This window comes from Lactobacillus sp. 23-2 (genome assembly GCF_044902225.1).
Lineage (GTDB): Bacteria > Bacillota > Bacilli > Lactobacillales > Lactobacillaceae > Lactobacillus > Lactobacillus absianus.
In genome coordinates this window covers 21154-46137 of the sequence record NZ_JAOQBX010000002.1, presented here as the reverse complement: position 1 = coordinate 46137, position 24984 = coordinate 21154, and the positions used below count along the sequence as shown (strand labels likewise).

Genomic DNA, 24984 nt, shown 5'->3' with positions numbered 1-24984 from the left:
AGAGACTCGCGTAAGCCGCGAGTCTCTTTTGTTAGCTGCTAATGCTTTCCTATTATTTTACGTAAGCGTACTTGAAGCTGTAGTTAGCCCCGGCGCCGTTGTAGATGACGCCCTTAACGCTAGGCTTGATCATCCAAGCTTCGATTGGGTGGTACAGTGGGGTAACCCCTTGTTCTGTCAGCAGGACTTGTTCAGCCTTGGCCAGGTCCTTGAAGCGGTCAGCATCTGAACCGGTCGTCTTAGATGCTGCCACGTACTTGTCGTAAGTCTTGTTTGACCACTTGCCGTAGTTGTATGAAGCCCCGGTAGTCTGCAGGTCAAGGAAGGAAATTGGGTCGGAGAAGTCGGCGTTCCAGCCAGTTGAAACGACGTCAAAATTGCCGTTCATCATTCTGGTCAGCCGGGTCTTCTTCGGGATGCTTTGAACTTGAACGTCGATGCCCAAGTTGTTTTCCAGTTGGCTTTGAACGAATTCAGCTGCCTTCTTGGCCGTGTCATCGTCGTCGCCCAGCAGGGTGAAGGAGATCTTCTTCTTGCCGGTTTCTTTCAATGCTTGCTTGTAAAGCTTCTTGGCTTCCTTAACGTTGTAAGTCGTGGCCTTTTCAGTTGCGGCATTCTTGACCGTGTCCGCGTAGTCCTGGCCATTGACCGTCGTCATGCCTTCTGGGTCAAAGGTTGTAGCTGGCGTTGCGGCCCCGCCCAGAGTTGAAGCAAGTTCCTTGCGGTTGATGGCCATGGAGATGGCGAGACGCAGGTTCTTGTTCTTGAATTCTGGGTGCTTCTTGAGGTTGTAGGACAGGTATTGGGTCGTGGACATCTTGCGTTGGGTGTAGCCGGTCTTGCCCTTCAAAGACTTGGTGGCTTGGGCGTCCAGGAAGGCCGCGTCCAGCTTGCCTGATTGATACAGGTTGTAGTCGGTTGAAGGGGTCTTTTGAACGCTGAACTTGACCGTGTCCAGCTTGACGCTCTTCTTGTCCCAGTAGGTTGGGTTCTTGACCAGCTTCCAGGTCAGGTTGGAGCCAGTCCAGCCAACTTGCTTGAATGGACCGTTGTAAACCATGTACTTGGATGAGGTCGCGTACTTGGAGCCGAACTTCTTGACGGCATGTTCGTTTTGCGGGAAGAAGAGCGGGAAGGCCATCAACAGCTTGAAGTATGGGATCCGCTTTTCCAAAGTAACGGTCAGCTTGTACTTGCCGTCAGCCTTGATGCCCAAAGCGGCTGGCTTCTTCTTGCCGGAAACGATCGCGTCGGCATTCTTGATGCCGCTGAACAAATAGGCATATTCAGAGGCGGTCTTCGGGTCGATGGTTCTGCGCCATGAATAGACGAAGTCCTTGGCGGTTACCGGATCCCCGTTGGACCACTTGGCGTCCTTTCTGATGGTGAAAGTCCAGGTCTTGCCGTCGGCACTGTTCTTGGTGGAAGTGGCCAAAGCATTTTGGACCTTGGCGTTCTTGCCCAAAAGGTAAAGCCCTTCTTCGACGTTGTTGATTTGTTCATATGATGCCTGGTCGGTTGCCTTGGATGCATCCAAGGTCGTCATTTCGGCGGTATTCATCCAGGTAATTGACTGGGGCTTGGAACTGGAAGCAGACTTATTAGAGCCACAAGCGGACAAAACGGCTGCGCAAGCTAAAGCAACCGCTCCGCCAGCAAAGAATTTACCTTTCTTCATTTTAATAATCCTCCTGCTGATACGAAACAACACAGTAAATAATAACGAGATAAATTGAAAACGAGAGCAATAATCACTTTATTGCTTTTTTGAATGTATGACTCCATTATAACCACAAAAATAAAAATTACCAGAGAAAATTAATTTTAATTTAATCTTGTTTTTGGCGGCAACTTGGCCAGCAGCAGAAAAATTAGCTGAATATCTGATGTTGCCTGTCATACATGCTAAAATTGAGATTGGAAAGTTCCCGATTTGATTGGCGGAAAAACGATGCACAAATAGCAAAGGCAGGGTAGAAGAAGACGGGGAAATCACGTCTTTCGAGGTAAATTTAGCTGACCGGCCTGAAGTTTTTGCTATAATTAGTTTAGTATTGCAAGGAGGATGACATGGACAAATTAGCAACCATGAAGCTGGCTGACGAGCTGGCCAACGCACAAGAAAAGATTCTTAACGGCGAAGAAAAGCTGGATACTGACCGCGTCTACAAGACGATCGACGCTTTGGGCGTTTTGAACTACCCGGTAGCGAGCTACTTCGACCGCACTGAAGACGAATACTATGAAAGCGAAAGCGACCACCTGCTGACCCTGACCAACCTCACGCAAAAGCTGGGCGATCTGCAGGACCGGATTCTGACCAACCACGTTGACGGCTTCGTCGACAAGGACGTGATCAACCTGACCTACAACCACGAGAATGCTTACGTCGAAGGCAACTACGTGCCACGGACTGACCTGCATGTCCTGGTTTACGGCTTGAAGGTGATCGGCGCGGTTGACGCCATTGCCGACGCTGATCTGAAGAGCGTTTTGTCAAAGGACGCGGTTTTGTCTTTGGGCTTGGCCGCCCACGCGTTGGCAGAAAATCTTTAACGAATAAGGAGCCGGGTTGTTGAGGTCCGGCTTTTTGTGATTTTAGGCTGTAAGGGATAAAAATGGACTTGTTTAAATACACAATGGGAATGATCGATAAGGCAATCGGGGCCTCCAAGACGCGAACCGTGCGCAAGAATGGCGGCGAATTGCTGGATCCAATGCAGAAATACCTGACGGTGGGCGAGTATCACGTCGATGCCCGCGACGCCACGCCAGACGACCGTCCCTTCACTTTGACGGTGTACAAGGACGACCAGGGCGTGCTGCACCAGGCCCTCAGTCCCGAGTCGACCGACATTTTGGCGCCGGAATACGACCGGAAGTTCATTCCAGAACTTAACCGCTTCAAGGCCTTCCGCAGCCGCAAGACGGGCCGGCGCTATGTCGTGGAAGACTACCTGCGCCGCTTTGTCGCTGACGTTAAGCGGGAGATCCGGGAAGGCGAGGATTCAGTCAATATCAGCGTGATTACCGACACCCACTTCAAGAACGTGGACAGCCTGGACTTCTATGGCTGGAACGGCTTGATGCACGTGCGCGAGTTTTCCTACCTGGATGAGCTGGGCCTGCTTGACCTCAAGTGCCACCTGGGCGACTGGATTGACGGGTCTGACGCGGGCCTGATCAGCGAAAGCGAGCTGATGAAATTGCGCGACTCCTTCCGCTCGGCCCGGGTGCCTTACTTGATGATCAAGGGCAACCACGATGAAAACGACAAGTTCGACGAGCACCATGACCTCAAGGCCTCCTTCCCGGAGAAGGAGTTTGAAAAGATCATGTGGCCGGACATGTACAAGCAGCCACGGATTCACTACATTTCTCGCCAACACGGGGTAGCCTGGTTTGACTTCGGGCACGTGCGGGTCATCAGCCTGAATACCTCTGACATCCCTTACCGCTTGGATGAGAAGGGGCAAAAGAAGTACGACGTCAAGATTACTTTGGGCGTGAGAGAGGACCAGATCCAGGAATTGATCGAAATCCTCCAGCAGTCCAGCGGCAAGCAGATCGTCTTGATGAGCCACGCCAACCCGATCAACCGCAAGGGCGGCAATGCCCTCAAGTACAACGGGCGCTCCCTGCACGAGCTGCTGGTGGCCTTTAACCAGAAGGAAAAGGGGCGGATGCACTCGAGCAAGGACGTGCCGCCGGAATTCCGCCTGACCAACGACTTTGACTTTACCGGCGTGGAAGATGCCCGGATCATCGCCTACTTCTGCGGGCACCGGCACGTGGAGGACCAGTACCGGATCAACGGGATCCAGTACATCTTGTTCAACTGCTCAGCCTTGATGGGGCCAAACCACCAGCTGACCACCAAGTACAACAAGAACCTCAACCGGGAGATTGACCACCAGAACGAATTTGCCGGCTATATCGTCAATATCGACTTGAAGAAGCGGCGGATCAAAGTCTTTGGCTATGGAGCTGCTTCCAGAAGACGGATGTTTTTGATATAAGGTTAAGAATTGGCAAGGACTCTTTGAACATTAGAGTCCTTGTTTTATAATATAGAGTTGACTTTAAACGGCGAAAGCCGGCAATAAAAGCAAGCAAAAGAATAAGAACGAGAACAAATTAAGGAAGAGAACAGATATGTGCGGAATTGTCGCCTTTTATGATCCAGAAATTAATGACAAGCAAGCGGCCATCGGCAAGATGATGGCTACCATCAAGCACCGCGGACCAAGCAGCGATGGGATGTACACCAACGACAAGGTAGCCTTGGGCTTCCGGAGACTGTCCATCATCGACTTGCGCGGCGGTAGCCAGCCAATCTACAACGAAGACCGCAGCCGGGCCATCATCTTCAACGGGGAAATCTACAACTTTAAGCCACTCCGGGAAGAATTGATCAAGGCCGGCCACACTTTCACCACCAAGGCGGACACGGAAGTCATCCTGCACGGCTACGAAGAGTGGGGCATGGACGGCATCTTGAAGCGGATGCGGGGGATGTTTGCCTTCATCATCTGGGACAACAACACCCAAACCATGTACGGGGCCCGCGACTTCTTTGGGATTAAGCCAATGTACTACCAAGACGTGGATGGTCACCTGGTCGTCGGCTCAGAATTGAAGAGCTTTTTGGAATTCCCACACTTCAAGAAGCAATTGAACACTGAAGCCGTCAAGCCTTACCTGATGAACCAGTACAACGACTTGAAGGAAACCTTCTTCAAGGGCGTCTACCGCTTCCAGCCAGGCCACTGGTTTGAATACAAGGACGGCAAGATGAAGACCCACCAGTACTGGGACGCGGAATACAAGGAAAACAGCCTGTCCTTTGAGGAAACGGTCAAGAAGATCAACGAAGACTTGAAGGAAACCGTTGACCTTTACCGCAACGCTGACGTTAAGGTTGGGGCCTTTTTGAGCGAAGGGGTGGACTCAAGCTTCTTGACCTCCCTGCTGGACCCTGACGAAGTCTTCTCAATTGGCTTTGACGACAGCACCTACGATGAAGCTTCCAAGGCCAAGGCCTTGTCCGACATCAACGGCTGGCATTTTTACGCTGACAAGGTCGACTCAGAAGAAGCCATGCGCGACTTCCCGGAAATGCAGTACCACATGGACGAGCCAGACGCCAACCCGTCAATCATTCCTTTGTGGTACCTGTGCAAGCTGGCCAGAAAGCACGTTACGGTTGCCTTGTCCGGCGAAGGGGCTGACGAATTGTTTGCCGGCTACGTGAACTATGGGATGCACACCCACAACAACGTCATCAAGGTCTTTACTTCCAAGCTGAAGCAGCTGCCAAAGAACAAGCGGATCAAATTGGCCCACAAGATCAAGAAGATGCCGAACTTCCCAGGCAAGGTCCACTTGTACACCAACCTGGCTGAGCCAAGCGAATTCTACGTGGGCCAGTCAGTCATCTACGACATGGACTACCCGACCATCTTTACGTCTAAGGACGCCAACGCCATCTTGCAGCCAAGCTACCGCAACAATTTGACGGTCAACGGCATCTACCAGGAAGACTTCAAGAAGGTCAAGGACCTGGACAACGTCAAGCAGATGCAGTACATCGACCTGCACCACTTCATGCTCAATGACATTGAACAGAAGGCGGACAAGATTTCCATGGCCCACTCCCTGGAGCTCCGGGTGCCTTACCTGGACGTGAAGATCGCTGAATTGGCCAACTCCATTCCAACCAAGTACCTGGTCAACAAGTACGACACCAAGTACGCCCTGCGCAAGGCGTCAGAAAAGGTCCTGCCAGACGAATGGGCCAAGCGGCCAAAGCTGGGCTTCCCAACCCCAATCAAGCAATGGCTGCAGGACGAGCGCTTCTACAAGCAGGTTAGAGAGCTCTTCAGCGAAGACTTCGTGAACGACATCTTTGATCAAAAGAAGATCCTGGACCTCTTGGACGAAAACTATGAGGGCGACGGGTCCCACCGCCGGCAGATCTGGACCATCTACACCTTCCTGGTCTGGTACAAGCTTTTCTTCATTGACTACGATGAAACCGTGAAGAAGTACCAGCACGTGCAGCCAGAAGTAGCAGCCTTGATCGCGCAAGGCAAGCTGCTGTAGTAAAAAAGCGAGCAGAGAAGAAAAAGCAAAAAAGAGAAAGAGAACAAGTTATTTCCAATGGCTAAATTTACACCAATTCTGTTGGGCAGCGACATCAACGTGTACGGCATGGCGCGCTCATTCAATGAAGCATATGGCATCAAGGTGCAGGCCTGGGCTGCCACCCAGCTGGCTGCTACCCGCTATTCCAAGATCGTCGACGTGGAAGTCCACCCGGGCTTTGCGGAAGACCCTGGCTTTATGCAGGTCATGAATGAAAAAATCAAGGAATACCAGAACCACCCAGAGCCAGTTATCCTGATCGCCTGCGGGGACGGCTACGCTGAGCTTTTGGCCAAGCACAAGGCGGAGCTGGAAGGAACCTTCATCGTACCTTACATCGATTACGACATGCTGGAAAAGCTGATTTCCAAGGAAGGTTTCTACGAAGTCTGTGAGGAATACGGTCTGCCATATCCAAAGACCCACATCATCACCATGAAGGACTACCAAGACGGCTCTTATGAAGAGGTGCCGTTCCAGTTCCCAGTGGCCTTGAAGCCAGAAGACCCGGTTTCCTGGCTGGACGTGCAGTTTGAAGGCCGCAAGAAGGCCTTTGTCATCAAGGACTTTGCCGAGTTCAAAGACATCGTGGGCAAGATCTACACCAACGGCTACAAGGAAGACCTGATCCTGCAGGACTTTATCCCAGGCGACGACTCCCACATGCGGGTCCTGAACGCTTACGTGGATAAGGATCATCAGGTCAAGATGATGTGCCTGGGCCACCCAATGCTGGAAGACCCGACCCCGCAGTCAATCGGCAACTACATGGCGATTCTGCCGGCATACGATGAAAAGCTCTATGAAACGGTGCAAAGCTTCCTGGAAAAGATCAACTACACCGGGATGGCCAACTTCGACATCAAGTTCGACGAGCGCGACGGCCAGTACAAGTTCTTTGAAATCAACCTCCGCCAAGGCCGCTCCAGCTTCTACGTGACCCTGAACGGCTACAACCTGGCCAAGTGGTACATCGACGACTACGTGGAAGACTCCCTGAAGGGCAAGGAGACCGTTTACGGCAACAAGCTGGAAAGCACCCACATGCTTTGGCTTGGCGTTCCGGAGAAGATCTTCAAGGAATACGCCGTGGAAAATCCAGCCAAGGACGAGGCTTTGAAATTGATTGAAGCCGGCAAGGTGGGCACGACCGTCTTCTACGACAAGGACAGCTCCTTCAAGCGCTGGCTTTTGATGAAGTACATGTTCCACAACTACTACAAGCGCTTCAAGACCTACTTTGAAGTCAACAAGGGCCAGTACTTCGAAAAGAACAAGTAATTTTTTCAAAATAGTAAAGATCATTAAAACGCTAGTGATGACCGCTAGCGTTTTTTGGCGGAAAAAAATAGTAAAATATTCCTGGTCATATAGTAAAATATCTAGTGTAAGCGATTGCGGAAGGAGGACGAAAGTGATTTATACGCCGGGAAAGTTCAACGAGACCTTTGACTTATGCGCCTGCATTATTTTGCTGGTATTGATCGTTGTCCGCTTGAGCCGGGGCTTTACCTGGACTTTGGAGCGCAGGAGCTCGATTGCCCTGCTGCTTTTGGACGTCAACGTCTTTTTGTCAGCATTGTTTGAGCTGATCTGGGCTTATATGGTCAATCACGATATTTATGCTAATTCATGGCAGCCGCTTTTCTGCGGCATTGTGCAGAAGATCAGTTTTGCCTCAATCTCTTTTTTGTTCTTTTTGTTTGCCTTATTTTTGACCATTAGTGAACGCCCGCTTAAAAAAGACCGTTGGCTGATCTACTGCTTGCCGTACGCGCTGGCCATGGCCGCGTTGCTGCTTCCTTTTAGCCGGAACAAGATCTACCGGCTGGTCGCAAACATCTATTTTGTCTACGGCCCCTGGCACTGGATCCTGGATCTGGCAGCCTGCCTCTATCTCTACGGCGCTCTCAGAGCCGTTTGGCACCGCCAGCGGGAACTAGGGGAGCGCTTCTGGTGGACCGTGTCTTTTGAAGTCATCTACCTGCTGGCCGGAGCCATGAACGCCAGATTCATCTATCTGCGGATGAGCAACTTTCTGCTGACCATGTCCTTGCTGACTTTAACCTTGTTCATTGGGGACTTTGACATCCGCGGCTGGCGCGAGCAGAGCGTGATCGATGAATTATCTGAGATCAAGAACCGCTACGGCTTCCGGCACGACTTCCGCTATTTCGTGGACAAGGACCTCTGCGTGGCCATGCTGGACGTGGACCACTTCAAGGACTTCAACGACCTGGCTGGGCATAAGTGCGGCGATGAGGTCATTCGGATCGTGGGTCAGACCGGCCGGCTCTTTTTTGGCAATGACATTTACCGCTATGGGGGCGATGAGTTCTTGATCGTCACCAATCACATGACGCGCAAACAGTTTGTCAAGGAATTGGGCCGGATGGCCGACAGCGTGGCCAGCGCCTATATCGATGGGGCGCCGCGCAGCGTGACTCTGACCATTGGCTACTGCTTCGGTCACCCGCGAAACAACCAGGACCTGCGCGACCTGCTGACCAAGGCCGACCGCTACTTGTACCAGGGCAAGGAAGGCGGCCGCCGGCAGATCGTGGGCGAAAAAGTTGAGTAGCTGAGCAAAAGCAAATTGCAAGCAACTGCTGTTTAGACGCTGGCCTAAGGCCGGCGTCTTTCTTTTTACCTAGATTTAAAAAAGTCCAAGCTGCTTTACAAAAAGCAAAAAATAAAAAATATTCTTTTTTAATAACTATACGGGCTCAAAGGGGCGTCAGCACTGATTTTTTACTTGAGAATTGGGTCCTTTGCGGCTTTGTATAGACCACAACATCTTGTATTTTATGGTATGCTAGATCCATCAGATAACCAAGATATAGGGGTTATCCACAAACAATCCACAAGACCTGCTTTATCTTGTGGCTAACTTGCCAAGAGCAAGGGGAGCAGCTGCCAAAGCTGCCAAGCACGTATTCAGTTTACAAAGAAGATATTTTTTAAGAAGAGGATGATTGTCATGTTAAAGCCAGCTCCAGAAGTGAAGAGTCTTGTCTTCGCCAACGAACCCAAAACTTTTATCAAGCGTGATGGTGCGACTTTTAAGTTTGAACAATTCAAGTTGGAAATCGTCTTGGAAGAACTGGGTCTGGGCGACTCAGACATCAAGGCTGACGTTTTAAGCAAGGTTTACGACAAGCTGGGCACTGACACGGCCACTGCCGAAGAAGTGCACCGGGCCTTCAAGGAAAGCCTGAATGAACTTGGCTACCGCAGCCAGGCTCAAGAATATGAAAAGAAGCGCCAGGAAGACGAGGAAGAATGGCGCCAGCAGACCGACACCAAGCAGCGCCTGTCCAAGCTGGTTCGCAAGGACCCAACGATCGTCCATGAGAATGCCAACAAGGACTCTGACGTCTTCGCGACCCAAAGAGACCTGACGGCTGGGACGGTTGGCAAGACGGTCGGCCTGACCATGATGCCCAAGCACATCGCCAAGGCCCACCTGCGCGGGGACATCCACTGGCACGACTTGGACTACACGCCATTGTCACCAATGTCCAACTGCTGCCTGATCGACTTCAAGTACATGCTCAACCATGGCTTCAAGATCGGCAACGCCTTCATGGACGTTCCTAACTCAATCCGGGTGGCAACCAGCCAAGTGGCCCAAATCATCACCAGCGTGGCCTCAAGCCAATACGGCGGCTGCTCATTTGACCGCTGCGACCAAGTTCTGGCGCCTTTCGCCGAGAAGAACTACGAGAAGCACCTGGAAGAAGGGCGCGAATTCATCGACGATGAAGAAAAGGTCAAGGCTTTTGCCAAGAAGCGGACCAAGAAGGATATCTACGACGCAATGCAAAGCCTGGAATACGAGATCAACACCATGTTCTCCAGCCAAGGCCAGACGCCGTTCACGACCTTGGGCTTTGGCCTGGGCACCAACTGGCTTGAGCGCGAAATCCAAAAGGACATCCTGAGAGTCCGCATCGAAGGCTTGGGCGTTGAGCACAGAACCGCCATCTTTCCTAAGCTGGTCTTCACGATCAAGAAGGGCTTGAACCTGCACCCAGGCGACCCAAACTACGACATCAAGAAGCTGGCCTTGGAATGCGCGACTAAGCGGATGTACCCAGATATCTTGAGCTACGACAAGATCATCGACATCACTGGCTCCTTCAAGGCCCCAATGGGCTGCCGGTCATTCCTGCAAGGGTGGAAGGATGAAAACGGCCAGGAAGTCAACTCTGGGAGAATGAACCTGGGCGTCGTGACTCTGAACCTGCCAAGAATCGCGATGGAGAGCGAAGGGGACATGGACCGCTTCTGGGAGATCTTCAACGACCGCCTGCACCTGTGCCGGCAAGCCGTTGAATTCAAGGCCCACCGGGTTACTGAAGCTAAGCCGGTCAACGCTCCAACCCTGTATGAATACGGCGCCTTCGGCAAGGGGGTCGGCGATGACGGCAACGTCAACGACTTCTTCAAGAACGGCCGGGCCACAGTTTCCCTGGGCTACATCGGCCTTTACGAGGTCGGCACGGTCTTCTACGGGCCAAACTGGGAACACAACCCAGAAGCCAAGCAGTTCACCCTGGAAGTGGTCAAGAAGCTGCACGATGCCTGCGCCAAGTGGGAAAAGGAAGATCCAAACCACTACCACTACAGCGTCTACTCCACGCCAAGCGAAAGCTTGACTGACCGCTTCTGCCGTCTGGACACGGAAAAGTTCGGCAAGGTCAAGGACATCACGGACAAGGAATACTACACCAACAGCTTCCACTACGATGTCCGCAAGCACCCAACCCCATTTGAAAAGCTGGACTTTGAAAAGGACTACCCGCCATACGCGGCTGGTGGCTTCATCCACTACTGCGAGTACCCGAACCTGAAGCAGAACCCGGCAGCCCTGGAAGCCGTTTGGGACTGGGCCTACGACAAGGTCGGCTACTTGGGGACCAATACGCCAATCGACAAGTGCTACGAATGCGGCTTTGCCGGTGAATTCAAGGCCACGGCCAAGGGCTTTGAATGCCCGCAATGCGGCAACCACAACCCAGAAACCTGCGACTGCGTCAAGCGGACCTGCGGCTACTTGGGCAACCCGCTGAAGCGGCCAATGGTTCACGGCCGTCATGAAGAAATTGCCCACCGGGCAAAGCACATGAGCCTGAGCATGGTTGACGAGGAAGCCAACGCGGAAAAGCTGAAGAACAGCCAATACTAAAAGGCAAGCATGAGATAGGCAATGGGATTTGTTCCATTGCCTATTTTGCTTTTTGAAAAGAGGAAACAAAGATGCCAGAAAAAGACAAAAACCAGCAAGAAGGACCAGACGTCCGCGACAACCTGATCAGAATCAGCGTTGACGGGGAAACGGTCTTCGTCAACCCGGACCAATACAAGCCGAAGGCCGGCCAGGAAGGCAAGCGGGTCAAGAAGATGAAGCGGATGCCCAAGAATCCCAAGCCGGGCGAATGGATTTCGGAGGACCACAGCAAGCACAAGATTGCCGACTACAAGCCCTTCAACTTCGTTGACGGGGAAGGGGTCCGCTGCTCCTTGTACGTGTCAGGCTGCCTGTTTGACTGCCCAGGCTGCTACAACCTGGCTGCCCAGAATTTCAACTACGGCCGCCCTTACACCCAGGAATTGGAAGACCAGATCATCAACGACATCAGCCAGCCTTACGTGCAGGGGCTGACCCTGCTGGGCGGAGAGCCATTTTTGAACACCTGGGTCTGCAACCGGATCATCGACCGGGTCAGAAAGGAATTCGGCCATGACAAGGACATCTGGTCCTGGTCTGGCTACACCTGGGAGGAGTTGCTCCAGGAGACGCCTGACAAGCTGAAGATGCTGCACAACATCGATATTTTGGTCGATGGCCGCTTTATGGACAACTTGAAGGACTTGACCCTGCAGTTTAGAGGATCCAGCAACCAGCGAATCATTGACGTGCAGAAGTCCTTCGCGACGCCGGACCAGCACCCGGTCATCTGGGACAAGCTGATTCGCTAAAAAGGAGGCAAGCATGATTGCAGACAAGCTCAGCCTGGCAAACCAGGTCATTGAAAAGCTCCAGGAAGTAGAAGACCCGGAACTCTTGGTGGACGTGGTCAACCTGGGCCTGATCTATGGAGTTGACATCACAGAAGCTGGCCGTTGCACGGTCACGATGACGCTGACGACCATGGGTTGCCCCTTAAGCGATTATTTGGACCAGCAGATCAAAGCGGCCGTGTGCCAGGTGCCAGGAATCACGGAGGCAGCCGTCAAGCTGGTCTGGTACCCCGTTTGGTCACCAGCCCGCCTGTCAGCCAGTGCCAAAGCGGCCCTGGGGATCAGCGGGCAGGAACAGGCAGCGCCAGCGCCTGCAGCCGCGAAAAAGCTTGATACGCGGACGCCGATCAAGACTTTGGCGGACCGGTATCCCAGCTTTGTGGATGACATGGCGGCGATTGGCTTTGACCGGATCAAGCAGCCGGGGATGCTGCAGACAGTCGGCCGGGTGATGAACCTGCGCCTGGGCTGCCAGGCCATGGGCTTTGACTTGGAAGAAGTAAAGCAGCAGCTGCAAGCGAAAGGATACCAGGTGCAAGACTGATGACTGAACAAATGAGTCTGGAGGAGCGGAAGGCCAAGCTGGCCGAAATCCTCCGCATTTTGCAGGAAGATGGGGACTTTGACCAGGCCAAGGCCAGATTTAAGGCAGCTTTTGACCAAGTTTCCGTCCGTGAAATCACTGAGGCCGAGCGGGCCTTGATTGCCGGCGGCTTGAATCCGGCTGAGATCCAGAACCTGTGCACCGTGCACGCGGAAGTATTCCGGGGAGCGATTGGTCAAAGCAGGGAGAGCCCGGCCTTTGCCCGGCCCGGTCACCCCGTGCACACGCTCAAGCTGGAGAACATGGTCATTGCCAGCTTGGTGAATGATGCCCTTTTGCCGGACCTGGACAAGTATGTCCAAGACCCGCAGGCCGCGGTTTTGGCCAGGATCCGCCAGGAGCTGGCGGACTTGCGGACGATTGGCAAGCACTATGCCCGGAAAGAGATTTCGATTTTCCCCTTGATGACCAAGTACGGGATTACTACCCCGCCGCAAGTCATGTGGGGCGTAGATGATGACATCCGTGGCTGGATCAGGGAGGCGGCAGCCTGTGCCGAGGAAGAAGCGCCTGATCGAGAAGAGCTCAGCCGGAAGGTCAAGCGGGCGGCCAAGGAGGTCACGGAAATGATCTTCAAGGAAGAGGCCATCATGGTTCCTTTGCTGGCTGACGTGGCTAGTCCGGATGACTGGCGCAAGGTCAAAGAGGATGAGCCGCAGTTTGGCTATACCCTGATCAATCCGCCGGTCAACTGGCGGCCGAGCCAGCAGGAGCTGGCGGATTTTGCCAAAAAGCCGCGCGACCTGGACCAGCTGGCCAAGAACTGGAATGAGCAGATCAGTGCCTTTGCCGGCCAACTGGGCGGCAATGAAAAAGCCAATTATGATGCTCAATTGCCGGTCGCTCCGGCAGCTTCCGCCAGCAAGGGGCCGGCGGCTCTAGGCCAGGTCTTTTTGCAGTTTGCCCAAGGAGGACTGAATTTTGATCAATTGTCCGCAATTTTGGATCTGCTGCCCTTTGACCTGGCGTTTGTCGATAAGGACGACATCATCCGCTATTTTGGCGGCAACTGCGGCTTCTATCCGCACTCAGCCAATGACTTGGGGATGAACCTTTTCAGCATCCACATGCCCAAGAGCGTGGCCAAGGTCAAGCAGATCGTGGCTGACCTGCGCAGCGGCAAAAAGGACAAGCATGAATTCTGGTTTGAGCTCCGGGGCCGCTTCGTGTACATCCAGTACATTGCCGTCCGCGATCAGCAAGGCCAATACATGGGCGTCTTGGAAGTCCTTCAGGATGCCACCCATGTCCGCGGCCTGCAGGGCAATAAAAAGGAGCTCTAAAGAAAATATGATATACTTGACAGGAATTAATGCTGAAAAGCACAAATTTTTGGGAGTATTATCATGATTAAAGAGTTTAAGGCTTTTATTGCCAGAGGCAACGTTGTTGATTTGGCAGTCGGCGTGATCATGGGGTCTGCCTTCACGGCCATCGTCAACTCGCTGGTCAAGAACCTGATCAACCCCTTGATCGGGCTGTTCGTGGGCAAGATTGACATGTCCAACCTGATCCTGCAGATCGGTGATACCAAGTTCAAATACGGGGAATTCATCAACTCCGTGGTCAACTTCCTGATCATTTCTTTCGTGATCTTCCTATTGGTCAAGGCGATCAACAAGCTGACGCCGAAGAAGGAGAAAGAGGAAGCGCCAAAGGTTTCGCCAGAAGCTGAATACTTGGCGGAAATCGTTGACCTGCTGAAGGAAGAACGGAAGCCGGAAGCATAAAAGGCAATGTAAGACATTGGTTTTGGGAGAAAAGACGAGTCTGGGAAAAGGACCCTAACGAATATAAAAGGCTTCTAGAAGTGATAAAACTTCTGGAAGCCTTTTTATTCACAGCAGAGAGCTGCTGAAGCTCAAAAGTCCCTACCTCCGCGGCTGTTAACTTAAAATAACTTGTTTTTGCAAGTCGTTTTTTTAATTGATAAACTAAGCTTGAGAACTTGTCAGTTTTAGCAATGCGTAAAAAGGGGGATGATGAGAAAAAAATGAGATTGCAACATGGTGAAAAGGGCGGTAAAGAAATCGGCTTGCCTTGGCTGCTGCTGGCTGAACTGGCCACTTGGATCGGGGCCAGCTTTATTTGGCCGCTGACTTCGGTCTACTTGAACAAGCGCTTGGGCATCAGCCTGTCGGTAATCGGGATCGTCCTTTTCTGCAACTGTGCCGCCAACATGGTTGGCTCGACCTTGGGCGGACGCCTGTTTGACCGCTTGAATCCGTATCCATTGATCGTGGGCGGGATGCTGACGGATGCCGTCATTTTGCTTTTGATGGCTTTCTTCCACGGTTGGCCCATCTACTGGTTCTGGCTGATCTGTACTGGCTTCCTAGGCGGCTGGGACGGGGCCGTGATCAATTCGATCGCGACCAGCCTGCGCAAGTACCCGGGCCGCTACGTCTTCAACATCTTGTATTTTGCCCAAAACTTGGGCGTGGTAATCGGGACCTTGATCGTGGGCTACCTGTATGACTATTCGATCGAGCTCTTGTTCATTATTGCCAGCCTGCTGTACGCGATTGGCGGCGTGATCGCGATCTTCAAGTTCAGACCGATCATTGCCTACCATGACCGCCGCAAGGCCCGTAAGGCCGCCGGCCAGGCCCCGGCAAAGACGGAGCCAATGCCAAAGGCCAACTTCATGATGACGATGGGCTTCTACATTACCTTGGGCGTGACCTGGCTGATGTACATGAACTGGGAGTCCAACCTGTCGGTCTACATGGTCAGCCTGGGCATTCCCTTCCACCTGTACTCAACCTTGTGGACCATCAATGCCAGCATCATCGTGATCGTCCAGCTGATCCTGGCCCGCTTCCCGGGAATCTTCAAGACGATCTACCACCAAATCTTCTTTGGCGTCTTCATGTTTGCCGTTTCCTGGCTGACTCTGATTTTTGCCAAGACCTACCCAGGCTTCGTGCTCTCCATGTCAATCCTGACCTTGGGCGAATCGACGGCCTTCTCCGCCATTCCCGCCCTGGTCAACGATATGTCGCCATACACCAGCAAGGGCAAGTACCAAGGCTTGACCTTGGTGGCCAGCGGGGTGGGCCGGGCCCTGGGGCCGCTGTTTGGCGGGACCTTGATCGACCTCTTTGGCTACAAGGCCATGTTCATCGTCGCCAGTGTCGGCATTTTCCTCTGTCTGTTTTTCTTGATTCCGTTGCGGTCCAAGATGAAGGACAAGCTGCAGCTGTATAAGTAGGAAAAAGCCAGCAGCTTAAAAAGCAAAGCTTTGCCCCGGCAAAGCCGCAAAAGAATCCAGCAATGGATTCTTTTTTTGCTTGATCAAGCACTTTGGTGTCACTCTTTGCCGCAAAAATGTAAAATAGATAACAAAATGATGAAACGGAGGAAAAACTATGCTGACAGTATATGGCACCAAGATCTGTCCGGACTGCATTGCTTGCGAGGCAAGCTTTAAGAAGTACGGGATCGGCTACCGGTTCGTGAATATTTTCGCGTCAATGCCAAAGATGAAAGCTTTCATCCAGCTGCGCGACACAAACCCGGTCTTTGATCATCTAAAGGCGGTCCATGACTTGGGCATTCCCGCCTGCGTCAAGGAAGACGGGACGGTTTTCACTGACTGGGAAGGCTACCTGCGGAAACAGGGCTTTGAGCCAATCTGGCCGGCGGAAGCCGATGAAGCCATGGAGAAGATCAAGCAGGAAAAGGCAGCGGCCGGCGCGGCTTGTGGCGTCGGCCAGCAAGGCTGCTAGTTAAATAATGATAATTGCAATTCAGGAGGCATAATGATTAAACAAAACGTACGCGGAGGCGCAGGCGACACGACTGTCCCAGATCTGCAAGCCCGTCCGCAAGACAACTTGTACTTGGCCGTAAACTCAGAATATCTGGACAAGCTGGAAATCCCAGCTGACCGCTCCAGTATGGGGAGTTTCGTCAAAATTGCTGACAACGTGGAAAAATGGCTGATGGCCGACTTCGCTGACTTTGCCGATGGCAAAAAAGCCGTTCCAGACCTGGCCAACATGGACAAGGCCGTTGAGCTCTACAAGCTGGCCCGGGACTTCGACAAGCGCGACAGCGATGGCGCGGAGCCGATTCAAGCTGACTTAAAGGCCCTGGAAGGCATCAAGGACTGGAGTGACTTGAACCGGCAGGCTCCAGCCTTGGCTAAGGCTGGCTTTGCCGTGCCGTTCTCCGTTTCTATCGACGCGGACATGAAGAATACCAAGGTTAACGCGGTCTACTTTGGCGGCCCGTCAACCTTTTTGCCAGACACGACTACTTACCAGAGCCCTGACGCAGAAAAGCTGCTGGACGTGTTAAAGAAGCAAAGCCTGCAGCTGTTCAAGATGGCTGGCGTTGAAGATGACCAAGCCGCGGAATACGTTGCCGGCGCCTTGGCCTACGACAAGAAGCTGTCCCAGATCGTCAAGTCCAGCGAAGAATGGGCTGACTACCCAGCCATGTACAACCCGATGAAGAGCGCGGATTTCTTGGAGAAGTTCAGCTCCTTTGACATGAAGGGCTACTTGGAAGGGTACCTGGGTGAAGTGCCAGACGTCATCATCAACACTGAGCCCCGCTACCTGGATGGGGCAGAGCAGCTGCTTAACGCGGACAGCTTCACGGAAATCAAGGGCTGGATCCTGACCAAATTCATCAACGGCGTTGCTTCCTACCTGTCTCAGGCCTTCAGAGAAGCCGCCTTCCCATTCAGCCAGGCCCTGTCCGGCCAGCCAGAACTGGCCAGCGGGGTCAAGCAGGCCTACCGTCTGGCTGACAGTGCCTTTAGCGAAGTCGTGGGCATCTACTACGGGAAGAAGTACCTCGGGGATGAAGCCAAGGCGGACATCATCGACATGATTCACAAGATGCTGGCCGTTTACGAGGACCGGCTGGCCAAGAACGACTGGCTGTCCGAAGCTACTAAGCAGCAGGCTATCGTCAAGCTGCAGGCCTTGATCCTTAAAGTCGGCTACCCAGACAAGATCGAAGACATCTACAACCGTCTGCAGGTTGTGCCGGCTGACCAAGGTGGCAGCCTTTACTCCAATGAGCGCGAAATGACCAAGGAAAGCATCAAGTACAGCCTGGAGAAGCTGCACAAGCCAGTTGACCGGACGGTCTGGCTGATGCCAGGGAACATGGTCAACGCCTGCTACGACCCGCAGAGAAACGACATCACCTTCCCGGCAGCCATTCTGCAGGCGCCGTTCTACAGCGCCGACCAAAGCCGGGCCGCCAACTACGGCGGGATCGGGGCCGTAATTGCCCATGAAGTCTCCCACGCTTTTGACAACAACGGGGCCAAGTTCGATGAATACGGCAACCTGAAGAACTGGTGGACTGACGCGGACTACAAGGAATTCGCCAAGCGGACCCAGGCCGAAGTTGACTTGTTCGATGGCCTGAAGTTTGGTCCAACCACCTTGAAGGGCAAGCAGATCGTCTCTGAAAACATTGCCGACCAGGGCGGCTTGACCGCGGCCGTAACTGCCTGCGAACAAGAAGGCGGCAACGATTTGAAGGAATTCTACGCTAACTGGGCCCGCGTTTGGGCGCAAAAGTCCCTGGAAGCGGCCATCAAGATGATCGTTTCCGTCGACGTCCACGCCCCAGGTCCACTGCGGGCCAACGTCCAAGCCCAATGCCAGGACCAATTCTATGAGGCCTTTGACGTTAAGCCAGGCGATGGGATGTACCTGGAAGCTGACAAGCGCGTCAAGATCTGGTAAGACTGGAAAAAATCAGCGACAAGCAAAAGCCGCCAGCTCGAATTGAGCTGACGGCTTTTTGTGTTATGTGTGTTGTGTATAAGAGAAAAGAAAAATAAAAAAGAAATTTAGATATAGAGGAGAAGCTTTCTTGCTTCTGTCTATGGTTATATAGTACGCAAATTATATGGCGAAATTGTGAATATAATTGTGGAGTTTGGTGAAGAAATTGCCAAAAATTCTTAAATGATGGCAGAAAAGAGTCTGAGAAACACGGTTCAGTTGGGTGCTTTTGCGCTGCAGCAGCTCTCTGCTGTGAATAAAAAAGGCTTCCAGAAGTTTTTCACTTCTAGAAGCCTTTTTTATTCGTTAGAGTCTTTTTTCTCAGACTCTTGCTTATTCGCGTTTTAGCTATTTCTTCTTGAGAAAGCCGTGCTTCTTAGGCTTGGCGGTCTTGTTGGTATTGATAGCCGTCTTGCTGTAGTCGCGGGGGGCAACGCGCTTGATGCGGCTGGTCTTCTGCTTGCCCAGGATCAATGGCACGCGCTCAACGACCGTGTCCGCGAATTCCAGACCGAACCATTGGGCCGGGTTTGGCGACAGGTTCTGCAGGCGGACGCGGGCTTCAACCAGCCACTTCTCGTAAGAGGTCAAGGTGGTTGAAGGAGAGATGACGTCGTTGACGATGACGAACTTGAAGTCGCCGACGTCACGGCCTGGCGTGGTCGTGTATTCTTGTGGCTGCGGCTCAATCGTGTTGTCCTTGATCAGGTCGTGGACGATCTGGCGCAGGTAGACGTTGACGCTGGTCTGCTTCTTAAAGCCCAGGTAGAGCTGAATGTTGATCACGTTCTTGGTGCCGTAAGTGTTGATCGCGTATTCCGCGGTAAATGGCTCGTCGGTGACGTTGACCGTCACGAACCAGTAGGCCCGGGCCCGCTTAGGCCGCTTGTCCAGGATGGAGTACATGATCTCCCGCTTGATGAACTTGTTGTATTGAACCTTGGCCATGTAAACCAGGTTGTCGGCGTAAGTTGGGTAGTTGTCGTCATGGCTGAGGTCAGTCAGCATGTCGGTGTATTCATCCAAGCGGACGTAGGCATTGCCTAATTCGTTCTTGTCGCGGACCTTGTTGCCGAAGTACCAAACGACCATGACGGAAACGATCAAGAGGGTGATCAACAGTGATACGTAGCCACCATGAGTGAACTTGCTCAGACTTGACCCCATGAAGAGGATGTTGATGGTGCTGAAGAAGATCACGAAGATCAGGTTGGCCAGGTTGTGGCCCTGCTTGAGCAACATCCATTCATAGCGCAGGATGGTGGTCATCAGCATGGTAATGGTGATGGCCAGGCCGTAGGCTGCTTCCATGTGGGCTGAGGTTCTGAAGAAGAGAACCAGGGCAATGGTCGTGATCCCCAGCATCTTGTTAATGGCCGGGATGTAGATCTGCCCTCTTTCATCAGATGGGTAGAGGATATTCATCCGCGGCAGGAACTTCAGGTTGATGGCTTCAGCCACCAGGGTGAAGGAACCCGAGATCAAGGCCTGGGAAGCGATGATCGCTGCCAGGGTAGCCAGAGCGATTGACGCCAGCCGGATGTTTTCCGGAACCATGGCGTAGAAGGGGTTGATTTCAGTGGCTGAGTGCAGGTTGGTGTTGTTTAAGATCCAAACCCCTTGCCCTAAATAGTTCAGGGAGAGGCAGACGAAAACAAATGGCCAGGAGCCGAGGATGTTCCCCCTGCCGACGTGGCCGACGTCGGCGTAAAGGGCTTCAGCCCCCGTGGTGGCCAGGAAGATGGACCCTAAGATCGCTAAGCCCGCCTTGTTGTAAGGACTAAAGAGCAATTTGATCGCGTAGTAAGGGTTCAAGGCCTGCAGGATCCACCAGTTGCCGCCGATGTTGATGACCCCCGTGACGCCCAGGAAGGCGAACCAGACAAGCATGACTGGACCGAAAGCCTTTCCGATGATGCTGGTCCCCATCCGCTGGATGGAGAAAAGCACTAGCAAAATAATAATAGTAATGACCAGGACCGTGGTCTGGTTGCTGACCGGGACGTTGCCCTTGCCGAATTCCAGCCCCTTCAGCCCTTCAATGGCAGTGGTAACCGTCACGGCCGGGGTCAGAGTCCCGTCGGCCAGGATAGCGGCCCCGCCGATCAGGGCCGGCCAGACCAGCCAGGCAGCCTTATTTCTGACCAAGGTGTAAAGGGCGAAGATACCACCTTCGCCGTGGTTGGTTGCCTTCAGGGCGATAATCACGTTCTGCACCGTCGTGAGCATGGTCACGGTCCACAGGACTGCGGAAATGGTCCCGATGATCAAGTCCCGGCTGACCGTATTGAGCCCGCCGTTGCCGGCGATTACGGACTTCATGACATAGAGGGGACTGGTCCCAATGTCGCCGTAGACAATCCCAATCGCGATCAAGAGGCCAGCGGCCGTCATGCGATTGCGTTTATTTTCTACTTCCATAGTAATAAAATACTCCTCAAACTTTAAAAGCCTGTGATAGACACAGATAAATTTAAAGACGATTTAAATTTATTAAGTAAAAAAAGAATGCCATGTGACATTCTTTCTTTTCTCTTATTTTCTTATATTTGAAGGCAACTTGCAAGAGCCATTCAGACAAACCAGTCTGATCCTCTGGCTTAGGACAAGCTGCTTTGAATCTTGGCGCGTTGGCCTTCGTACCAGTTTTCCCAGTCTTCGTAGGTCATCATGTCTTCTGGAACCACGCCAGTGGCCTTGGTCATTTCATCAAGGATTGCCTGGAAGTTCTGCGCGTGGTCGATCAAAACGTGCTTAACCAGGTTCTTGCGTGAGAATGGCTGGTTAGCCAGCAGGTAGTGGTTGATGTTGACCATGTTGTGGCCGTCACCATCGTATTCGCTGATGATTTCCAAGTCGTCACGTTCGAAAGAAGCGATGTAGAAGTTGGCAAAGTTTACCAAGTAGTCAGGTTGGTCAGGAATTTCGCGTGCAGGCATGGTTACCCGTTCTGGTTCAGGCATGACAATCTTGTACATGTCGTCAATTTCTTGGTTTTTCTTTTCTTCTTCAGCCAAAGTTGTAACTCCTTTTTTCAATTAAAGTCTATAAAGTCAATGATAATTTTAACTACTTTGCCAAAAGAAAGCAAGCGCCACAGCCTGTGGATGTGCTGTTTTTGGCGCTTGCCTTGCTTGCTTATTTATTTCTTTGGCGACAAGTAGCCCTTGACGTCGTCCTTGGTGATGGAGTCGATCGTCGTGTGCCCTTGCTCGTTGGCATAGCGGAAGAGGTTGATCAGGTCCTGCGGACTCCAGCCGGAGCTGTCTTCGCCCAGATTTGCCAACTGATTGCGGATCTGCTGCACGTCGCGGGCAGTGACGGTTTGGCCGCCGACTTGGTCGTTGACGCTTTGGCCGGCCCCTTCAACCTGGCTGGAAGAGCTGGAGCTGCTGGACTTGCTGCTTTTCTTGCTTGAGGAAGCAGCCTTGCTGGAAGATGAGGCAGATGATGATTCTTTGCTGGAGCTTGTGGAAGAGCTGGAGCTGCTGTCTTCATCTTGGTCTTCGCCCTTGGCCTTCTCCTTGGCTTCCTTTAAGTCTTCCTTGACGTCAGCGCGGACTTTCGCGTAGTAGACCTCGTTGATGTAAGGGAGGTCCAAAATGCTGGCGTAGGTGGAGACGGCCGCGGAGTAGGCGCCGCGGCTCATGGATGAGTCAGCCTTCTTCATCAGCGGCTTGATTTCGCTGTCGTAGTTGTCTTTGACCCCCTTCAAGGTCTTGACCAGTTTGCCGGCCTGGGTGGTCATGACTGAATAGCCGGCAGTCTCGTTCTTGGCCTTTTGGGCCAAAACGATGGCGCTGGCGTACTTGGTGCTGGTCTTGGCCAGGTGGACGCTGTCGCGCAGGCTCTCAGCCTGGCTTTGGCAATGCTTGGCCTCGCTGGTAGCCTTGACCTTATAGGCGCTGGCAAACTTGCTGGCGGCCGCGGCGTACTTCTTGGACTTGGCTGCTTGCTTGCCTTCATTCATGTAGGTCAGGTAGCTTTCAGCCGCGGAATGGTTTTGAGACGATTGGTGCTGGGCATAGAAGAAGCCCCCGCCCAAAACAGCGACGGCTACGATCCCAATGATCGTCCAAAGTGTCTTACGTTTCATTGTGTTCCTCCTGAAATAGTTGGGTCAATTATACCAAAGATTCCAAGCTAATGCCGGCACTCCGCGATCTTGTAACAGATCTTTAAACTTCAGTGGCCAAAGCGTGAAAATTTTTCCCGGCAGCCTGGCACACTTGGGCCAGGCCCAGCGTTATTAAGGGTGTAAGACAAAGCGCGCGAGACCTCTTACCAAGCATATCACTGCCAGTCAGGCTAGAAAAAGGAGCAAAAAAATGAATTTTGAATTAGCTGACCAAAGCATCCAATACACCTTCAATTCCGAAAAGTACAAGGACGGCAAGCTCGCCCGGACCCTGCCCAACGTGAAGACTGACGCCACCCCAGAAAGCCTGGTCAAGGTGGGTCAGGCCATCAGCAAGCTGCAGGACGATTCCCTGGGCATGCTGACCTTGATCCAAAAGAAGAACCTGATCGTGGACAAGGGTGAATAAGGAACAAGCCAGATTAAGCGATTTATTTAAAGGAGAGAAAAATCATGACAACGACGACTGAACTGCAGCTGACTTTCAAGAACAGCGAAGGCAAGACTAAGAGCATCAGCTTCCCCAACGCGGTCAAGGATCTTGCCGAAGACGTGGTGCGCGGGGCAATGGCTGACATTGCCAAGGAAGACGTCTTCGTCAAAAAAGGAGTGAGCCTCTATCATGAGCCAGTGGCTGCAAAGTACATTGAACGCAACGTCGCAACTGTGTTTGATGATTCTGCTCGTTAAGCAGATCCTGGGCTGCCTGGTCATTTGAGACTAGCAAGCGCCAGTAAATGATCAGGCAAAAAGGACGCCAGATTAAGTTAAGACACAACGCCTTAGGACACTCATCTAACTTAGATGAGTGTTTTTGGCTTAATTTATTACGTTGACTTAACTTAATGATCTTGACCAGCCAGCGCCGTTTTCAGTTCTTATAACAGAGGCTAATTTATTAAACCTGAAAGGGGGTGAAAACGCTGGAATTTAGGTATTTCAGTCAATTATTATTACTTTTCTTTTACAGAATGCGCGTTCGATTGTATCTAAGAGTCATTCCCAATACAATTAAGTATATTATCGAAAAAAGTGTAGGAGGAAATTAATGAAGAGAAGATTTTTCACTGGAATTGCTACCGCTGCGATGCTTGCCTCCATCGCTGTTCCAGTTGCCAACAACCTGTCTTTCTCAAATAACGCGCAAACCAAAGCAGTGCAAGCTTCAACGACGACCACTGCTTTTTTAAACGCGACCGCTTTGCAGGCGGAAAAGTCCGGCAAGAAGTATGGAGTCTACCCGTCTTTGATGCTGGCGCAAGCAGCCTTGGAGTCAGCCTGGGGAGGCTCGACTCTGGCCACTCAGGCCTACAACCTGTTTGGCATGAAGGCTGACAGCACTTGGAGCGGCGCGAGCTACACGGTCCGGACCGCGGAACAGACCAAAAATGGCGCGGTTTACTACATCTACGCGCCATTTAGAAAGTACTCCAGCTACACTGGCTCATTTGATGATTACGGCCGCAAGATGCGGAACACGATTGGCAATGGCGGCCTGCGCTACCGCAAGACCTGGATTGAAAACGCGTCAAGCCCAGCAGCCGCGGCCAAGGAGATCAAGGCTGCCGGCTATGCGACTGATGTCAACTACGCCAGCAAGCTGATCAGCCACATCAATAACTACAATTTGACCAAGTACGATCCAATGATCTCGACTTTGACCTACAAGGCCAAAGTGGCCAAGTCCGGCGCCACCTACTTGTACCCAACTGACCACGCGCTTTCACCAAAGAAGTCCTACGTCAATGCCGGCCGGTCCGTAACGGTTTCCAAGACCATTACCTACTATAACGGGGCCAAGAGAATGTACCTCAAGGGTCTGGGCTGGGTTAACGGGGATGCCTTGACGACTGGCAGCTCCCAAGCTCCAGCGGGCAACGCGGCTGACGCCCAAACGTCCGCTGGCCAAGCCAAGATCCTGATGCACGACAGCTATGTCTACGACAGCAATGGCCAAAAGACCAAGGACAAGCGCCTGAAGGCCGGCAAGACGGTCGTGACCTACGGTACGGTAACTTTGAACGGCGCGACCTACTACCGGATCAATTCCGCCAGCGCCAACCAGTTCGTCAACGCCACTAATTTTGACGGGACCAAGCGGACTTTGAAGAAGAATGCCTACCTGTACAACAGCACTGGCAAGCGCTACACCCCAGCCAAGAAGTGGAAGAAGGGGACCAAGCACCAGACTTACGGCTGGCAGGTTAAGATCAAGGGCAAGTACTACTACGTGGTTGGCTTGAACCAATACGTCAGAAAAGGCAACTTTTAAGTCATAGCCTTGAATCATAAATAAGAAAAGCGAAAGG

At 52.4% G+C, this 24984-nt stretch carries 20 protein-coding genes; 16 read left to right on the top strand and 4 right to left on the bottom strand.

Going from position 1 to position 24984, the window contains the following annotated elements; all coding sequences use genetic code 11:
* Positions 1–52: 52 nt before the first annotated feature.
* Positions 53–1678: a peptide ABC transporter substrate-binding protein gene (locus OCH80_RS01145; RefSeq protein WP_404537229.1), complete on the bottom strand. Its 1626-nt coding sequence runs from the start codon at positions 1676–1678 to the stop codon at positions 53–55.
* A gap of 392 nt (positions 1679–2070) precedes the next feature.
* Between OCH80_RS01145 and OCH80_RS01140 the strand changes: the two genes are divergently transcribed.
* From OCH80_RS01140 to OCH80_RS01080, 13 genes are all read left to right on the top strand, one after another.
* Positions 2071–2556, top strand: coding sequence for a hypothetical protein (locus tag OCH80_RS01140; protein WP_154548348.1), 486 nt, complete (start codon positions 2071–2073; stop codon positions 2554–2556).
* Between the two features lie 62 nt (positions 2557–2618).
* Positions 2619–4019 (top strand): metallophosphoesterase family protein, encoded by a 1401-nt coding sequence (locus OCH80_RS01135; protein WP_404537227.1) that lies wholly within the window; start codon positions 2619–2621, stop codon positions 4017–4019.
* Positions 4020–4155: 136 nt separating this feature from the next.
* Positions 4156–6105 carry an asparagine synthase (glutamine-hydrolyzing) gene (gene asnB, locus OCH80_RS01130; RefSeq protein ID WP_206987960.1) on the top strand — a complete coding sequence of 650 codons (1950 nt, stop codon included), beginning with the start codon at positions 4156–4158 and terminating at the stop codon, positions 6103–6105.
* Positions 6106–6162: 57 nt separating this feature from the next.
* Positions 6163–7428, top strand: a complete 1266-nt coding sequence (locus OCH80_RS01125) for a carboxylate--amine ligase (RefSeq protein WP_154548354.1) — start codon at positions 6163–6165, stop codon at positions 7426–7428.
* Positions 7429–7561: 133 nt separating this feature from the next.
* Positions 7562–8728 carry a GGDEF domain-containing protein gene (locus OCH80_RS01120; RefSeq protein WP_404537225.1) on the top strand — a complete coding sequence of 389 codons (1167 nt, stop codon included), beginning with the start codon at positions 7562–7564 and terminating at the stop codon, positions 8726–8728.
* 399 nt (positions 8729–9127) lie between these two features.
* Entirely contained in the window at positions 9128–11338 is a 2211-nt protein-coding gene (nrdD, locus tag OCH80_RS01115) for an anaerobic ribonucleoside-triphosphate reductase (protein WP_404537223.1), read from the top strand.
* A gap of 71 nt (positions 11339–11409) precedes the next feature.
* A complete protein-coding gene (nrdG, locus tag OCH80_RS01110; protein WP_302187594.1) occupies positions 11410–12132 on the top strand; it encodes an anaerobic ribonucleoside-triphosphate reductase activating protein in 723 nt (240 codons plus the stop codon).
* Positions 12133–12145: 13 nt separating this feature from the next.
* The gene (locus OCH80_RS01105) at positions 12146–12718 is read left to right on the top strand and encodes an iron-sulfur cluster assembly protein (protein ID WP_404537221.1); all 573 of its coding nucleotides are present in this window, start codon (positions 12146–12148) and stop codon (positions 12716–12718) included.
* Complete coding sequence (locus OCH80_RS01100; RefSeq protein ID WP_404537219.1) at positions 12718–14061, top strand: DUF438 domain-containing protein; 1344 nt, start codon at positions 12718–12720, stop codon at positions 14059–14061. Before OCH80_RS01105 ends, OCH80_RS01100 begins: the two co-directional genes overlap by 1 nt.
* 63 nt (positions 14062–14124) lie before the next feature.
* A complete protein-coding gene (gene mscL, locus OCH80_RS01095) occupies positions 14125–14508 on the top strand; it encodes a large-conductance mechanosensitive channel protein MscL (protein ID WP_404537217.1) in 384 nt (127 codons plus the stop codon).
* A 263-nt stretch (positions 14509–14771) separates the two neighbouring features.
* Complete coding sequence (locus OCH80_RS01090) at positions 14772–15992, top strand: MDR family MFS transporter (RefSeq protein ID WP_404537215.1); 1221 nt, start codon at positions 14772–14774, stop codon at positions 15990–15992.
* Between the two features lie 157 nt (positions 15993–16149).
* A complete protein-coding gene (locus tag OCH80_RS01085) occupies positions 16150–16509 on the top strand; it encodes a glutaredoxin (RefSeq protein ID WP_154548371.1) in 360 nt (119 codons plus the stop codon).
* A 33-nt stretch (positions 16510–16542) separates the two neighbouring features.
* On the top strand, positions 16543–18495 hold the full coding sequence (locus OCH80_RS01080; RefSeq protein ID WP_404537213.1) for a M13 family metallopeptidase: 1953 nt from the start codon (positions 16543–16545) through the stop codon (positions 18493–18495).
* A 390-nt stretch (positions 18496–18885) separates the two neighbouring features.
* On the opposite strand, the gene OCH80_RS01075 is transcribed toward OCH80_RS01080, so the two are convergent.
* The 3 genes from OCH80_RS01075 to OCH80_RS01065 form a co-directional block, all read right to left on the bottom strand.
* Positions 18886–20958 (bottom strand): KUP/HAK/KT family potassium transporter, encoded by a 2073-nt coding sequence (locus OCH80_RS01075; RefSeq protein ID WP_404537211.1) that lies wholly within the window; start codon positions 20956–20958, stop codon positions 18886–18888.
* A gap of 179 nt (positions 20959–21137) precedes the next feature.
* Positions 21138–21515 carry a hypothetical protein gene (locus OCH80_RS01070; RefSeq protein ID WP_154549032.1) on the bottom strand — a complete coding sequence of 126 codons (378 nt, stop codon included), beginning with the start codon at positions 21513–21515 and terminating at the stop codon, positions 21138–21140.
* A 164-nt stretch (positions 21516–21679) separates the two neighbouring features.
* Complete coding sequence (locus tag OCH80_RS01065) at positions 21680–22633, bottom strand: hypothetical protein (protein WP_404537209.1); 954 nt, start codon at positions 22631–22633, stop codon at positions 21680–21682.
* A gap of 232 nt (positions 22634–22865) precedes the next feature.
* Between OCH80_RS01065 and OCH80_RS01060 the strand changes: the two genes are divergently transcribed.
* The 3 genes from OCH80_RS01060 (at position 22866) to OCH80_RS01050 (ending at position 24947) form a co-directional block, all read left to right on the top strand.
* On the top strand, positions 22866–23084 hold the full coding sequence (locus OCH80_RS01060; RefSeq protein WP_154549028.1) for a DUF1659 domain-containing protein: 219 nt from the start codon (positions 22866–22868) through the stop codon (positions 23082–23084).
* Between the two features lie 44 nt (positions 23085–23128).
* Positions 23129–23365, top strand: coding sequence for a DUF2922 domain-containing protein (locus OCH80_RS01055; RefSeq protein WP_154549027.1), 237 nt, complete (start codon positions 23129–23131; stop codon positions 23363–23365).
* Between the two features lie 358 nt (positions 23366–23723).
* Positions 23724–24947 (top strand): glucosaminidase domain-containing protein, encoded by a 1224-nt coding sequence (locus tag OCH80_RS01050; RefSeq protein WP_404537207.1) that lies wholly within the window; start codon positions 23724–23726, stop codon positions 24945–24947.
* The last annotated feature ends 37 nt before the right edge of the window (positions 24948–24984 follow it).